The organism is Variovorax sp. RCC_210 (genome assembly GCF_041355175.1).
GTDB lineage: Bacteria > Pseudomonadota > Gammaproteobacteria > Burkholderiales > Burkholderiaceae_C > Variovorax.
The window spans coordinates 812883-826718 of record NZ_JBFUPJ010000002.1 but is presented as its reverse complement, the minus strand read 5'-3'; the positions used below and the strand labels follow the sequence as shown (position 1 = coordinate 826718).

Annotated in this window: 15 protein-coding genes; 11 read left to right on the top strand and 4 right to left on the bottom strand. The window is 70.4% G+C overall.

What is annotated here, in order from left to right:
• The first annotated feature begins 153 nt into the window (after positions 1–153).
• Positions 154–1191, top strand: coding sequence for an aliphatic amidase (locus tag AB6807_RS11935; RefSeq protein WP_371084683.1), 1038 nt, complete (start codon positions 154–156; stop codon positions 1189–1191).
• A 35-nt stretch (positions 1192–1226) separates the two neighbouring features.
• Here AB6807_RS11935 and AB6807_RS11930 read toward each other — a convergent pair whose 3' ends face one another.
• Positions 1227–2117, bottom strand: coding sequence for a LysR family transcriptional regulator (locus AB6807_RS11930; RefSeq protein WP_371084682.1), 891 nt, complete (start codon positions 2115–2117; stop codon positions 1227–1229).
• Between the two features lie 153 nt (positions 2118–2270).
• On the opposite strand from AB6807_RS11930, the gene AB6807_RS11925 reads away from it, so the two are divergent.
• From AB6807_RS11925 to AB6807_RS11915, 3 genes are all read left to right on the top strand, one after another.
• Positions 2271–2465 (top strand): DUF1127 domain-containing protein, encoded by a 195-nt coding sequence (locus AB6807_RS11925; protein ID WP_371084681.1) that lies wholly within the window; start codon positions 2271–2273, stop codon positions 2463–2465.
• 75 nt (positions 2466–2540) lie between these two features.
• On the top strand, positions 2541–4268 hold the full coding sequence (locus AB6807_RS11920; protein WP_371084680.1) for a hypothetical protein: 1728 nt from the start codon (positions 2541–2543) through the stop codon (positions 4266–4268).
• A 15-nt stretch (positions 4269–4283) separates the two neighbouring features.
• Positions 4284–4703, top strand: coding sequence for a hypothetical protein (locus AB6807_RS11915; protein ID WP_371084679.1), 420 nt, complete (start codon positions 4284–4286; stop codon positions 4701–4703).
• Between the two features lie 47 nt (positions 4704–4750).
• Here AB6807_RS11915 and AB6807_RS11910 read toward each other — a convergent pair whose 3' ends face one another.
• Entirely contained in the window at positions 4751–5791 is a 1041-nt protein-coding gene (locus AB6807_RS11910) for a LacI family DNA-binding transcriptional regulator (RefSeq protein WP_371084678.1), read from the bottom strand.
• 141 nt (positions 5792–5932) lie between these two features.
• On the opposite strand from AB6807_RS11910, the gene AB6807_RS11905 reads away from it, so the two are divergent.
• From AB6807_RS11905 to AB6807_RS11875, 7 genes are all read left to right on the top strand, one after another.
• The gene (locus tag AB6807_RS11905) at positions 5933–6799 is read left to right on the top strand and encodes a dioxygenase (protein WP_371084677.1); all 867 of its coding nucleotides are present in this window, start codon (positions 5933–5935) and stop codon (positions 6797–6799) included.
• A 29-nt stretch (positions 6800–6828) separates the two neighbouring features.
• Positions 6829–7593, top strand: coding sequence for an SDR family NAD(P)-dependent oxidoreductase (locus AB6807_RS11900; protein WP_371084676.1), 765 nt, complete (start codon positions 6829–6831; stop codon positions 7591–7593).
• Entirely contained in the window at positions 7590–8477 is an 888-nt protein-coding gene (locus AB6807_RS11895; RefSeq protein ID WP_371084675.1) for a 3-keto-5-aminohexanoate cleavage protein, read from the top strand. The genes AB6807_RS11900 and AB6807_RS11895 overlap by 4 nt, the downstream gene beginning before the upstream one ends.
• A 28-nt stretch (positions 8478–8505) precedes the next feature.
• Entirely contained in the window at positions 8506–9531 is a 1026-nt protein-coding gene (locus AB6807_RS11890) for a zinc-binding alcohol dehydrogenase family protein (RefSeq protein WP_371084674.1), read from the top strand.
• A gap of 73 nt (positions 9532–9604) precedes the next feature.
• The gene (locus AB6807_RS11885; RefSeq protein ID WP_371084673.1) at positions 9605–9961 is read left to right on the top strand and encodes a cupin domain-containing protein; all 357 of its coding nucleotides are present in this window, start codon (positions 9605–9607) and stop codon (positions 9959–9961) included.
• Positions 9962–10023: 62 nt separating this feature from the next.
• Positions 10024–11022, top strand: a complete 999-nt coding sequence (locus AB6807_RS11880; protein ID WP_371084672.1) for a tripartite tricarboxylate transporter substrate binding protein — start codon at positions 10024–10026, stop codon at positions 11020–11022.
• A 1-nt stretch (position 11023) separates the two neighbouring features.
• Positions 11024–12724 (top strand): amidohydrolase, encoded by a 1701-nt coding sequence (locus tag AB6807_RS11875; protein ID WP_371084671.1) that lies wholly within the window; start codon positions 11024–11026, stop codon positions 12722–12724.
• Here AB6807_RS11875 and AB6807_RS11870 read toward each other — a convergent pair.
• Together AB6807_RS11870 and AB6807_RS11865 are read right to left on the bottom strand one after the other, a co-directional pair.
• The gene (locus tag AB6807_RS11870; RefSeq protein ID WP_371084670.1) at positions 12721–13119 is read right to left on the bottom strand and encodes a RidA family protein; all 399 of its coding nucleotides are present in this window, start codon (positions 13117–13119) and stop codon (positions 12721–12723) included. The genes AB6807_RS11875 and AB6807_RS11870 overlap by 4 nt on opposite strands.
• 17 nt (positions 13120–13136) lie before the next feature.
• On the bottom strand, positions 13137–13772 hold the full coding sequence (locus tag AB6807_RS11865; protein WP_371084733.1) for a uracil-DNA glycosylase family protein: 636 nt from the start codon (positions 13770–13772) through the stop codon (positions 13137–13139).
• Between the last annotated feature and the right edge of the window lie 64 nt (positions 13773–13836).

Genomic DNA, 13836 nt, shown 5'->3' with positions numbered 1-13836 from the left:
GCGAAATGACGTATGTGCAGCCTTCGGTGAGTTGAGAAAAATCGGCAGCGACGACACCAGGCCGTTGCACCGCACACCCCCCACAGAGGCCCGAACCGGTTGAACACCGGCCCGGGCCTTTTGTTTTTTCTCAACCCCCTCAGGAGCAGCGTCATGAGACATGGTGATATTTCGAGCAGCAACGATTGCGTGGGCGTCGCGGTCGTCAACTACAAGATGCCCCGCCTCCACACCAAGGCCGAGGTGCTGGACAACGCCCGCAAGATCGCGGAGATGCTGGTCGGCATGAAGCGCGGCCTGCCGGGCATGGACCTGGTGGTGTTCCCCGAATACTCCACGCACGGGATCATGTACGACGCGAAGGAGATGTACGACACCGCCGCCACCGTGCCCGGCGAGGAGACCGCCATCTTCGCGGACGCCTGCCGCCGCGCCAACGTGTGGGGCGTGTTCTCGCTCACCGGCGAGCGCCACGAGCAGCACCCGCGCAAGGCGCCGTACAACACACTGATCCTCATGAACAACCAGGGCGAGATCGTGCAGAAGTACCGCAAGATCATGCCGTGGGTGCCCATCGAGGGCTGGTATCCGGGCGACCGCACCTACGTGAGCGACGGGCCCAAGGGCATGAAGATCAGCCTCATCGTCTGCGACGACGGCAACTACCCCGAGATCTGGCGCGACTGCGCCATGCGCGGGGCCGAGCTCATCGTGCGCTGCCAGGGCTACATGTACCCGGCCAAGGAGCAGCAGATCCTGGTGTCCAAGGCCATGGCCTTCATGAACAACACCTACGTGGCGGTGGCCAACGCGGCGGGCTTCGACGGCGTGTACTCGTACTTCGGCCACTCGGCGCTCATCGGCTTCGACGGGCGCACGCTGGGCGAATGCGGCGAGGAAGAAATGGGCATCAACTACGCGGAGCTGTCGATGGGCCTGATTCGCGACGCGCGCAGGAACGGCCAGTCGCAGAACCACCTGTTCAAGCTGATGCACCGCGGCTACACCGGCATCGTCAATTCGGGCGAGGGCGACAAGGGCGTGGCCGCCTGCCCGTTCGACTTCTACAGCCAGTGGATCCACGACCCCGAGGGCGCGCGCGAACAGGTCGAGTCGTTCACGCGCAGCACGGTGGGCACGCCCGAGTGCCCGATCGAAGGGCTGCCGAACGGGTCGCCGGCGCAACGCTGATCCACCCTTCCACCCTGCGGGAAAAGCCCCCCGGCTCAGGCCTGTCGAAACGTGTTCAGCACCTTCAGCACGCTCAGCGTGGCGCCGTCGAGCAGCGCATGCTGGCGGTGCGCGATGCCCACGCGGCGCGTGAGCTTCGGCGTGACCGGCAGGATCTTCATGCGCTCGTCGTCCTGCATGTCGGTGGACTTCTGCAGCGGCAGCAGCGCCGCGCCGTAGCCGGCCGCCACCAGGCTGCGCATGGCCGCGTCGTAGTTCAGCTCGATGCGCGCGCGCGGCGCGTGGCCGGCCGCGGCGAACCACTCCATGGTGAGCCGGTACATGTGCGTGGTCGCCTCGTTGAAGATCAGCGGCTGCGCCGCCAGCCACGCCGGCGTGACGCGCCGGGGCGCCTTCCAGCGCCGGGGCACGAAGGCCATCATGGGCTGCTCGCACCAGGGCGTGACCACGATGCCGCGCACCGGCGGCTGCGGCACCGCCACCAGGCCGATGTCGAGCGTGCCCGCCGCCAGCCGCTCCATGGCCTCGAAGGAGCCGCGAATGCTCACCTCGACGTCGATGCCCGCGTGCGCCTCGCCCAGTGCCTCCAGCACCTGCGGCAGCAGGTCGACCAGCACGCCGGTCGAGGTGCCCAGCCGCACGCGGCCCACGCGGCCTTCGGTCTGGCGCTTGACGGCCTCCAGCGCGTCGTCGGTGTCGCGCAGCAGCTTGCGGCCGCGCTCCACCAGCGCCGCGCCGGCCGCCGTGGGCATGACATGCCGGTTGCCGCGCACCACCAGCGGCGTGCCCAGGCGCGACTCCAGCTCGCTGATGTGCAGGCTCACCGTGGGCTGCGCCAGGTGCAGCGCCTTGGCCGCGGCCGAGAAGGTGCCCAGGTCGGCAATGGAGATGAGGGTGCGCAGCTGGTCGAGGTTGAGTTGGCGCATGGCGTGGTGAGGTGGGGAGCTGTGGGGAATGGCAGGGAGCGGTTTGGCGCAGGCCTGTGTATCAGGGAAGCTGATCGGCAGTGTCAGCATTCTCAACTTCCACAATAGCACCGGCCGCAAGAAGATGGGCGCACCCACCCCAAGGAGCCCACCGTGACCGCGCCGAAGCCAACGTCTTTTCATCAACGCCTGATGCATGCCCTGCGCGGCTGGCGCCGCCGCGTGGTGACCGGCCGACGCGCGCGCGCCGACCGGCGCCACCTGTGCGGCATGAACGACCACGAGCTGCGCGACCTGGGCATCGGGCGCAGCGAGGTGCCCGAGCTGCTGGACCGCCACCGGCACTGAGCGCAACCGCCAGCGGACGCAACCGGCAAGCAGCGCTTCAGTTTTTCGCGCCCGTTTTGAGGTTCAATTCGGGGCGTGTCCAAGCCCGCCCCCAGCCCCGCCCCGCTCTCCATCGAACTCACCTCGCCGCAGACGGTCGACGGCCGGCGCGCGGCCTTCCAGTCGCTGTGGCTGCTGGTGCGCATGCGGCACGCGCACGACACCGGTGGCGGCATGGTGCGGCTGGCCGACCTGCGCGGCGAGGTGTCCGACGCGAGCACGCTGCGCATGGTGGTGAGCCGCGCGTTCCGCGACTTCAAGGCCTGGGACATCGAGGTCGGATGGGGCGAGGACACGCAGCGCGAGCCGCGCTTCCTGAACGCCGAGCGGCGCAGCCAGGGCCCGTTCTGGCTGCCGGCCGCGCAGGCGAAGCGCGTGCGCGTGCTGGTGGACGGCCGCGCGGCCACGGCCACCGAAGTGGCGTCGTTTCTCGGCCTGCGCGCGCGCAAGGCACCGGCCGCCAACGCGCCGCCGCCGGACGCGGTGCACCTGCAGGACGCGGCCTTCTGGAAGCAGCTGGTCGCCTCGCAGCAGGCCGCGCGCCAGGGCCGGCTGATGGCGCCAGTGGCGGGTGTAGCGGGTGTGGTCGGCAGTGCGGGCGTGGCCGGCAGTGCGGGTGTGAGCACCAGCGGCAGCGCCCTCGAATCGATCCGCCTCGCCGGCACGCTGGCCGCCACCGACTTCCAGCGCGCGCTGGTCACGCTGAACGAAGCCATGCTGTGGCGCCGCCTGGGCGACAACGAGCAGGCGCGGCGCCGCCTGCAGGCATTGAAGAAGCAGCGGCTCGCGCACCACGTGGCGGGCAACGACTATCTGGGCGCGATGGAATGCATCGTCTCGGCCTGGTGCGCCTACACCGCGCGCGACCTGCCGCTGGCGCAGTCGCTGCTGGCCGGCATGGCCGAGGACGCGGCGCGCGGCCTGGTGCTGCGCCACCACCCCGACGTGCGCTTCGAGTGGTGCAACCTGTGGGCGCTGGCCTGCCGCTCGCGCGCGCTGGGGCTCGCGGCCGACGACAAGCCGGCCGCCGCCGCGCTGGCCGAAGAGTCGCTGCGCCGTTTCGGCGAGGCGCTGGCGGCGGCCTTCGAGTCGCACTCCTTCGACGCGGCCCAGCACGTGGCCGCCAACATGGGCATGGCCGCGTGGCTGTTCGACCGCGTGGGACTCTCAGACCTTCCCACGCTGGCGCACGACGGCAACGCCGACACCACGCGCCGCGCGGTGCAATGGATCGCCTTCAGCGAATGGCTGTGCGGCCACACAGACGGCCAGGGCCGCTCGGCGTGGAACGCGATCTACCTGATGCGCATCGCGCGCGGGCATTGCCATGGCAGGGCCGATGAATCCGCCGGGCATCCCACGCTCGCGCAGTTCCGCGCGCAGAAGCCGCTGGACCCGGCCGCCGTCTCCAGGCTGGCCGGTCCGCTGGCCGATGCCTTCGACGCCACGCACTGGCCTGCGCGCTGGGTCGACGTGGCGCAGGCGCGGCTGGCCGACCACCAGGCGGGACGCCGCCGCTACCCCGGCCTGCAGCATTGCAGCTTGCTGTTCGAGCACGCCTGGTACGCCGCGCACGCGGGCGAGCTGAAGGCCGCCGAGGCATCGCTCGGGCTGCTGCGCGAAGCGCTGCCGCAGCTGGTGCCCAGCGACCGCGCCTACTTCACCGAATCGTGGAACGACACGCTGCCGGCCGAGCTGGTGCTCGAAGCCAAGCCGCCGCGGCGGCCGGCCGCACGAAAAAAGGCTGCGCCGCGTGCGCGCTAGAACTGGTTCATTCCCATGCCCGACAACGACGACCACAAAGACCACGCTGGCCCCGATGACCGCCCCCCGAAGCCCAACGCGCCCATCGACCTGGCCGCGCACCGGGAGCGCCGCGCCCGGCTGAAGAAGCTGCAGCAGCAGCGCGCCGTGGCGCAGGCACAGCGAAACGCCGATGCCAATGCCGATGCCGGCGCCGACGATGCCGCGCAGCCCGGCCCCGGCATGGGCCCGGGCGAGGTGCCCTGCGTGCGCTGCAAGCAGCCCGTGTTCGGCTACGCGCCGCGCTGCCCTCATTGCGGCGTGCATTTCAGCGGTCGCGCGGAGGCTTTCGCGCCCAAGGAAGGGCTGTCGCGGCGCACCAAGCTGATCGTGGCGCTGGTGGCCGTGGCGCTGCTGCTCGCGGGGCTGAGCGACGACATCGCCGCATGGTGGTGACGCGCTGATCTGATCGGGCGACAACGCGAGGGCGGCCCCGCCGCCGCTCAGCGCCCGCCGCCCGGCGCGCCCGTCGACTTGCGCACCACCAGCTCGGGCCGCAGCACCACGGTGGAGGCCGACATCGAGCGGCCGTCGATTTCGTCGAACAGCATTTCCGCCGCGCGCCAGCCCAGCTCGCGGTGCGGCAGGCGGATGGTGGTGAGCGGCGGGTCGACCATGTCGACCAGCGGCATGTCGTTGTGGCCGGTCACGGAGATGTCGGTCGGCACGCGCAGCCCCGCCTCGCGCAGCGCGTCGTAGGCGCCCAGCGCCACCAGGTCGTTGCAGCACACCACGGCCTGCGGCGGCGCGCCGGCTTCCAGCATCTGGCGCATCGCGACCGCGCCGGCCTCGCGGCTGTAGCTGGCGCACTCGACCACGCGAAACGGCTTCATGCGGTGGTCGCGCAGCGCCTGCTCCACGCCGAGCCGGCGGCCCACGCCGGTCGGAATGGTCTGCGGGCCGGCCAGGTGCGCGATGCGCTTGTGGCCCAGCCCCACGAGGTGGTCGACCGCCAGCTTCATCGCCAGCCGGTCATCGCTCACCACGGCGGGCAGGCGCCCGGTTTCGTCGGCGCGGTTGACCAGCACGGCCGTCATGCCGGCCTTGGTGACGAAGTCGACCAGCGGGTCGTCGCGCGTGGCGGTGGCCATGACCACGCCGTCCACGCGCTGCGCCAGCATGCGCTCCAGCACCGGCCGCGCGAGGGCCGGGTCGACCACGTTGGTGACGAACACGAAGTAGCCGCGCGCCGCCGCGCTGGCCTCGATGCCCTGAAGGATGGGCGGGAACACCGCGTTGGTGATGTCGGGCACCAGCACGCCGATGGTGTGCGTGCGTCCGGTGCGCAGCGCCGAGGCCGCGCGGTTGGGCCGGTAGCCCAGGCGCTGCGCCGCCTCCTCCACCACGCGCAGCACCTCGTCGCTGATCAGCGAGCGCTTCTCGGGGCTGAGCGCGCGTGACACGGTGGACACATGCACGCCGGCGGCGCGGGCAACGTCGCGGATGGTGACGGGAGAGGAAGAAGAAGGCGGTTGGGTGCTCATTGGTGCAAACGATTGTCGCGCGGCTTGGATGCCATTGAAGGCTTTCTTGCATTCACGACCTGCGGAATGCCGCCATTTTACTTTTCGGAGATTTGGACTACTATCGTGCAAACGATTGCAAGACTTTCCACGAGACCTGCCATGAACATCGCCACGTCGCCCGGCTCCGTGCTGGACTTCACCCTCGACGCCATGAACCGCACGCCCGACCCACGGCTGCGCAGCGTGATGGCCTCGCTCACCCGCCACCTGCATGCCTTCGTGCAGGAGGTGAAGCTCACCGAAGAAGAGTTCGAGCAGGCGCTCGAATTCATCGTCGCCATCGGCCACGCCACGGGCGAGACCAAGAACGAGGTGGTGCTGGCGGCCGACATCCTGGGCGTGTCGACCGTGGTGGCGCTGCAGAACAACCAGGACCCGCACGGCGAGTCCCCGGCCGCGCTGCTTGGGCCTTTCTGGCGCGCCAACGCGCCGGCCTGCGCGCTGGGCGACAACATCGCGCGCTCGGGCACGCCGGGCATTCCGCTCGAAGTGACGGGCACGGTGCGCGACCACCGCGGCCAGCCGGTGGTCGACGCCATGGTCGACGTGTGGCAGGCCTCGCCCGTGGGCCTGTACGAGAACCAGGACCCGGCCCAGGAAGACATGAACCTGCGCGGGCGCTTCCGCACCGACGCCGAGGGGCGCTTTCATTTCCGCAGCGTGCGTCCCGCCGGCTACCCGGTGCCCACCGACGGGCCCTGCGGCGTGCTGCTGCGCGCGCAGCTGCGCCACCCGAACCGCCCCGCGCACCTGCACTTCATGGTGAGCAAGCCGGGGCACAAGGTGCTGATCACGCAGGTGTTCGCCGACGACGACGAGAACCTGGAAAGCGACCCGACCTTCGGCGTGACGCGGCGGCTGATCGGCCGCTTCGCCCTGGCGCCCGACGGCCGCAGCGCCTCGATGCACCACGACTTCGAGCTCGAGCCGGGCGAGATGAAGTTCCCCCGCCCTCCCATTCCGTGATTCACCCTGATTCAACACGAGACACCGACATGAGCTTCGACCCTGTATCCCGACTCGACGGCAAGCTGGCCGTCATCACCGGCGGCCTCGGCGCCATCGGCTACGCCACGGCCACGCGCCTTGCCGCGCTGGGCGCCACCTGCGTGCTGCTGCACCGCAAGGGCGAAGATGCCGCGGCGCGCGCCGCCGCCCTGCCCGCGGCGCAGAACCAGCGCCACGCGGCGCTGCGCGCCGACATCGTGGACACGGCCAGCCTGGTTGCGGCCGCGGCCGAGGTGCAGGCCGCGTTCGGGCGCTGCGACATCCTGGTCAACAGCGCCGGCCACACGCAGCCGGTGCCGGCGGCGGACCTCGACGCGCTGACCGACGAACTCATCGACGACATCGTGCGCGCCAACTTCCGCGGCGTGTTCGCCACCATTCGCGCCTTCGCGCCGATGCTCAAGGCGAGCGGCGACGGGCTGGTGGTCAACATCTCGTCCATCGCGGGCTTCACGGGCGTGGGCAGCAACCTGGCGTACGTGGCGGCCAAGGCCGGGCTCGACGTCGTGGGCGACGCGCTGGCCAAGGCGCTGGCGCCGGCGGTGCGCGTGGTGTCGGTGTCGCCGGGCGCGGTGGAGTCGGGCTTCGTGCCCGGCCGCGGCGCGGAGTTCGCGAGCAAGATGGCCAGCACCACGCCGCTGGGGCGCATCGGCAAGCCCGACGACGTGGCCGCCACGGTCGAGGCGCTGGCCACCACGCTGCGCTTCGTGACGGGCACGCGCATCGTGGTCGACGGAGGGCGCCACCTGTGAGCACCAAGACACTCATCACCTGCGCGGTCACGGGCAACCTCGTGAAGCCCGAGCAGACGCCGCACCTGCCGATCACGCCGGTGCAGATCGCCGACGAATGCCTGGCCGCGGCCGAGGCCGGCGCGAGCCAGGTGCACATCCATGTGCGCGACCCCCTGACGGGCAAGCCGTCGATGGAGGTCGAGCTGTACCGCGAGGTGGTGGAGCGCATTCGCCGCGGCAACCGCGAGCTGATCGTCAACCTCACGACGGGCCCCGGCGGCCGCTTCATTCCGAGCGAGGACGACCCCAAGGTGGCGGCGCCCGGCACCACGCTGCTGCCGCCGGAGAAGCGGGTGGAACACATCGCGCTCATCAGGCCCGACGTGTGCTCGCTCGACCTGAACACCATGAACTCCGGCCCCGACGTGGTCATCAACACGCCGAAGAACGTGCGGCGCATGGCGAAGGTGATGCGCGAGGCGGGCGTGAAGCCCGAGCTGGAAATCTTCGACTCGGGCGACATCAACCTGGCGCTCGACCTGATTGCCGACGGCACGCTCGACGGCCCCGCCATGTGGACCTTCGTGCTCGGTGTGAAGTACGGCTTCGCGCCCACGCCCGAGACGCTGCTGTACGCACGCAACATGCTGCCGCGCGGCGCCTTCTGGAGCGCCTTCGGCATCGGCCGCATGGAGTTCCCGATCGTCGCGCAGGCATGGCTGCTGGGCGGCCATGTGCGCGTGGGAATGGAAGACAACATCTACCTCGAAAAGGGCGTGCTCGCGCAGAGCAATGCACAGCTGGTTTCGAAGGCGCGCGACATCCTCGTGAGCCTTGGCGGTGAAGTGGCCAATCCGCGCGAGGCCCGGACCATGTTGGGGTTGCCGGATGCGCGGGGGTAGCGCCGTGACAGCAAGCAGGACCAAAGAGATGAACGCAGCAGCCATGCACACGACCCACACTTCCCAAACTTCACACGCTTCCCGCGCATTGCGTGTGAACGAAAAGGCCGCCAACCTCGACGCACTGCACCTGGAGGCAGTGGCGCAATCCGAACCCACGCCACCCCCCGGCCACGCCGTGGTGCGCATCGCGGCCGCCGCGGTGAACCCGAGCGATGCCAAGGCGACGCTGGGCATCATGCCGCAGGCCGTGTGGCCGCGCACGCCGGGACGCGACTTCGCGGGCACCGTCGTGAGCGGGCCGACGGAATGGATCGGGCGCGAGGTGTACGGCTCCGGCGGCGACATCGGCATCACGCGCGACGGCTCGCATGCGCGCTTTCTGGTGCTGCCCGAGCAGGCGCTGCGCGCCAAGCCCCAGGGCATCTCGATGGACGAGGCCGGCGCGGTGGGCGTGCCCTTCGTCACCGCGTACGAAGGCTTTCGCCGCAGCGGCATGCCGCAGGCGGGGCAGACGGTGTTGGTGCTCGGCGCCAACGGCAAGGTCGGGCAGGCGGCGGTGCAGCTGGCCTCGCAGGCCGGCGCGCGGGTGATCGCGGTGCAGCGGCACGCGGGGCCGTTCGAGGGCTTCGCGAGCGGGCCGGTGGACGTGATCGATGCGCGGCACCACACCGACGTGGCCGCGCGCGTGCGCGAGCTCACCGACGGGCGCGGCGCGCACATCGTCTACAACACGGTGGGCAGCGCCTACTTCGAGGCGGCCCACAAGGCGATGGCCAAGGGCGCGACGCAGATCTTCATCGCCACGCACGACCGGGCGGTGCCCTTCGACATCTTCGCGTTCTACCGCGGCATGCACACCTTCGTGGGCATCGACTCGCTCGCGATGGACTGCATTGCCAGCACCGCGCAGCTCGACGCCATGCGCGAAGGCTTCGAGCGCGGCACGCTGAAGCCCTTTCCGGTGGCGCGCAGCTTCACGCTCGACGAGGCGCTGGACGCCTACCGGCTGGTGCTGTCGGGCAGCACGGACCGCGTCGTGCTGCGGCCCTGACGCGGGGCTCTCCTCCGGCTCCCCTCTTCCTTCTCCTTTCCTCTCCTTTTTCTCTCCTTTCGGAACCCACGCCATGCACGTCACCCGCTTCGACGCGGCGCCGCACTACGAGGCGCCCAACCACTTCGACATGCGCTGCCTGCGCCTGCAGGGCAAGGAGGCCGGCCCGTCCACGCAGATGTGGATGGGCATGAGCCAGATCCTGCCGGGCGGCCACACCGGGCTGGACGGCTCGCCGATGGAAAAGCTCTACCTCGTGCTCGAAGGCCAGCTGCACGTGGTGGGCGAGCTCGACGGCGCGCGCTGGGAAGAAGTGCTCGGCCCCTACGACAGCTGCCGCTTCGCGCCCGGTGAAAAGCGCCAGCTCGAAAACCGCGGCAACCGCCCGGTGCTGGTCGCGCTGGTGATGCCCCACGCGCCGCCGCCGTAGCAGCAGCCTCTCTTTTTTCAGTCATTCATCGCTCATCGAATAAATCAACGGAGACAAGACGCATGAAGAAGACATTCCAACCCGGCCGCAGGCAAGCGCTGGCGGCGGCCGCCGCATTCACGATGGCCGCGGCCTGCACGCTCGGCGGCGCGCACGCGCAGGGCAGCTGGCCGGGCACGCAGCCCATCAAGCTGGTGGTGCCCTTCACTGCGGGCAGCGGCACCGACATCGTCGCGCGGCTGGTGGCCGAGAAGCTGGGGCCGGCGCTGGGCACCAGCGTGATCGTCGACAACAAGCCCGGCGCGGGCGGCACGCTGGGCGCGGGGCTCACGGCCAAGGCGCCGGCCGACGGCTACACGCTGCTGGTGCACTCGGCCGGCCACCTGGTGAACCCGTGGATCTACAAGGGCCTGTCGTACGACACCATCAAGGACTTCGCGGGCATCACGCCCATGGCCAGCCTGCCCAACGTGCTGGTCACGGCGCCCTCGCACTTCGCCGACGTGAAAGACCTGGTCGTCAAGGTCAAGGCCAAGCCCGGCAGCTTCAACTACGGCTCGGCGGGCAACGGCTCGGCCACGCACATGAACGCCGAGGTGTTCCGCCTCGCGGCCGGGCTGGACGCGCAGCACGTGCCCTTTCGCGGCACGCCCGAGGCCATGACCGAGGTGATGGCCGGGCGCGTGGACTGGTTCTTCGCGCCCATGGTGTCGGCGCTGCCGCTGATCCAGAGCGGCAAGCTGCAGGCGCTGGCCGTGGGCACGGGCAAGCGCTCGTCGGCGCTGCCCAATGCGCCGACCACGGTGGAGGCCGGCGTGCCGGGCTCGGAGTACCTGTTCTGGGTCGGGCTGTTCGCGCCCGCGAAAACGCCGCAGCCCGTGGTCGACCGCCTGCAGGCCGAGGTCGCGAAGATCATGGTGTCGCAGGAGCTGAAGGAGCGGCTGGAAAAGCTGGGCGCCGAGCCCTTCACCATGCCGTCCGCGCAGTTCAACAAGTTCATCGTCGACGAGACGGCCAAGGCCCAGCAGGTCGTGAAGGCCGCCAGCATCAAGGTGGACTGACATGGCATGCACCTCCACGCTATTCACCGCGGCGGCGCTTGCCGCCGCATTGCTGCTGCCCGTGGCCGGGCAGGCGCAGGCACCGGTTCAGGCGCAGGCGGCCGACCTCGTCGTCACCAACGCCAGGATCGCCACGCTCGACGCGGCCGGCAGCACCGCGCAGGCCATCGCCGTGCGCGACGGGCGCATCGTGGCCGTGGGCAGCGCCGCGCAGATGGGTGCGCTCTCGGGCCCGCTCACGCGCACCGTCGACGCGGGCGGCCGCACGGTGATTCCCGGGCTCATCGACTCGCACATGCATGCGGTGCGCGCCGCGCTGAGCTACTCCACCGAGGTCAACTGGATCGGCGCGGGCACCATCGCCGAGGCCATGGCGCGCATTCGCACCGCCGCTGCGCAGGCACGCCCCGGCGGCTGGCTGATCGTGGCGGGCGGGTGGACCGAGCAGCAGTTCGCCGAGCGCCGCCGGCCCACGCTGGCCGAGCTGCAGGAGGCCGCGCCGAACAACCCGGTGTACGTGCAGCTCTTCTACGAAGCGGTGGTGATGACGCCCAGGGCGCTCGAGGTGCTCGGCGTGCCGCCCGGCACGCTGCCCGCCAACATGAAGCCCTCGCCCGACGGCGCGCCGGGCTGGATGACCGGCGACATCGTCGGCATCTCGGCCCTGTTCGACAAGCTGCCCAAGCCCACCTACGACGACAACGTGGCGGGCACGCGCGCCTTCTTCACCGAGCTGAACCGCCTTGGCATCACCGGCCTGGTGGACCCGGGCGGCTTCAGCATCGCGCCTTCGCAGTACGCGGCGCTGTTCGAGCTGTGGCGCGAGAAGGCGCTGACGCTGCGCGTGGCCTACAGCGTGTTCGCGCAGAAGCCCGGCGCCGAGCTGCAGGAGTTTCGCGATCTCACGCAGATGCTGCCCATGGGCTTCGGCGACGACATGCTCAAGTTCAACGGCCTGGGCGAACGCGTGACGCTCGCGATGTACAACAACAACTTCCCCGACGAGGCGGTGAAGGCCAGGTTCTACGAGCTCGTCAAATGGGCTGCGCAGCGCAAGCTCGCCGTGACCATTCACTGGCAGGAGAACGGCTCGGTGGAGCACCTGCTCGGGCTGTACGAGAAGCTGAACGCCGAGGTGCCGATCAACGGCCTGCGCTGGTCCATTGCCCACCTGGACGACGCCTCGCCCGAGACGCTCGCGCGCATGAAGGCGCTGGGCATCGGCTGGACCCTGCAAGACGCCATGTACTTCCAGGGCGACCGCGCGCTCGCCGTGCGCGGCGAGGCGGCGCGGCGCATGCCGCCCATCGGCACCGCCCTGTGCGCCGGCGTGAACGTGGGCGCGGGCACCGACGCGCACCGCGTGGCCTCGTACAACCCCTTCGTGGCCCTGCAGTGGATGCTCGACGGCAAGACCGTGAGCGGCAAGGCGATGCGCGGACCCGACGAAACGCCCACGCGCGAGCAGGCGCTGCGGCTGTACACGGCGGGCAGCGCATGGTTCAGCTTCGACGAGGGCAGGCGCGGCACGCTGGAAGTGGGAAAGCTCGCGGACTTCGCGGTGCTCGACCAGGATTTCTTCAGCGTGCCGGTGGAACGCATCGGCAAGACGACCTCGCTGATGACGGTGGTGGGCGGGCGCGTGGTGTACGCGGCGCGGCCCTTTACCGCCGCAACCGCCTCGGTGGCCTCCGCCCCTTAGTCGCAGGCCGCGATGCAGTCGATCTCGATGTCGAAGCGCCCCGGCCACGCGGACACGCACACGAAGATGCGCGCGGGCGGGTCCTTCGGAAAGTAGCGCGCATAGATCGCGTTGACCGCCGCGAACTTCTCCACCGAGGTGCAGTACACGTTGCACTTGAGCACCTGCGCCAGGGAGGAGCCGGCGGCTTCCAGGCACAGCTGGAGCTGCGCGAGCACCAGCTCGGCCTGCCGCTCCAGCGTCGCGTTCAGCACCACCTCGCCGGTGGCCGGGTCGAACGGCGGCAGGCCCGACACGTAGACCGTGCCGGCATGCCGGGTGACGACCGACACCGGCGCCTTCCAGTTGTCCAGCCAGCTCGACAGGGGTTCGACGCGGATGACTTCTCGCTTCATGGGGAACGCAGCTTTCTTCAGGGAATGGCGTTCGATGGTGCCGGCGATGCGGCGGGCTCGCTTCGGCCTGCGACGAAACGTGGCCCCAGCGCCTGCCGCACCCGCTCGCGCAGCACCGGCAGCACCTCGCTCTCGAACCACGGGTGGTGCTTGAACCAGCCCGTGTTGCGCGGCGACGGATGCGGCAACGGAATGAAGCGCGGCGCGTAGTCCGCGAAAGCCTCGACCGTTTCCGTGACGCCGCCGCGCGCCCTGCTGCCCAGCAGGTGGCGCTGCGCGTACTGGCCGACCAGCAGCGTCAGCTCCACGTGCGGCATCTGCGCCAGCAGGCGCTGCTGCCACAGCGGGGCGCACTCCTTGCGCGGCGGCAGGTCGCCGCTGGTGCCGCGGCCGGGGTAGCAGTAACCCATGGGCACGAGCGCGATGCGCGTGGCGTCGTAGAAGGTGTCGCGGTCCACGCCGAGCCAGCGGCGCAGCTGGTCGCCGCTCTTGTCGTCCCAGGGCACGCCGGTCTGGTGCACGGTGAGGCTGGGCGCCTGGCCGACGATGAGCAGCCGCGCGCCCGCGCTGGCCTGCACCACGGGCCGCGGGCCCAGCGGCAGGTGCGCCGCGCAGGTGGTGCAGGCGCGGATTTCGGTGAGCAGCAGGTCCATCGAGCCCGTCGAACCCATCGAACCCATCAACTCGATGGCGTCCGCCGGCCCCGCGGCCGGGCGC

Excerpts from the sequence above, each read along its gene's own strand:
- AB6807_RS11935 (WP_371084683.1), top strand. The coding sequence starts at position 154 with ATGAGACATGGTGATATTTCGAGCAGCAACGATTGCGTGGGCGTCGCG.
- AB6807_RS11930 (WP_371084682.1), bottom strand. The coding sequence starts at position 2,117 with ATGCGCCAACTCAACCTCGACCAGCTGCGCACCCTCATCTCCATTGCC.
- AB6807_RS11915 (WP_371084679.1), top strand. The coding sequence starts at position 4,284 with ATGCCCGACAACGACGACCACAAAGACCACGCTGGCCCCGATGACCGC.
- AB6807_RS11910 (WP_371084678.1), bottom strand. The coding sequence starts at position 5,791 with ATGAGCACCCAACCGCCTTCTTCTTCCTCTCCCGTCACCATCCGCGAC.
- AB6807_RS11905 (WP_371084677.1), top strand. The coding sequence starts at position 5,933 with ATGAACATCGCCACGTCGCCCGGCTCCGTGCTGGACTTCACCCTCGAC.
- AB6807_RS11900 (WP_371084676.1), top strand. The coding sequence starts at position 6,829 with ATGAGCTTCGACCCTGTATCCCGACTCGACGGCAAGCTGGCCGTCATC.
- AB6807_RS11890 (WP_371084674.1), top strand. The coding sequence starts at position 8,506 with ATGAACGCAGCAGCCATGCACACGACCCACACTTCCCAAACTTCACAC.
- AB6807_RS11885 (WP_371084673.1), top strand. The coding sequence starts at position 9,605 with ATGCACGTCACCCGCTTCGACGCGGCGCCGCACTACGAGGCGCCCAAC.
- AB6807_RS11880 (WP_371084672.1), top strand. The coding sequence starts at position 10,024 with ATGAAGAAGACATTCCAACCCGGCCGCAGGCAAGCGCTGGCGGCGGCC.
- AB6807_RS11875 (WP_371084671.1), top strand. The coding sequence starts at position 11,024 with ATGGCATGCACCTCCACGCTATTCACCGCGGCGGCGCTTGCCGCCGCA.
- AB6807_RS11870 (WP_371084670.1), bottom strand. The coding sequence starts at position 13,119 with ATGAAGCGAGAAGTCATCCGCGTCGAACCCCTGTCGAGCTGGCTGGAC.
- AB6807_RS11865 (WP_371084733.1), bottom strand. The coding sequence starts at position 13,772 with ATGGACCTGCTGCTCACCGAAATCCGCGCCTGCACCACCTGCGCGGCG.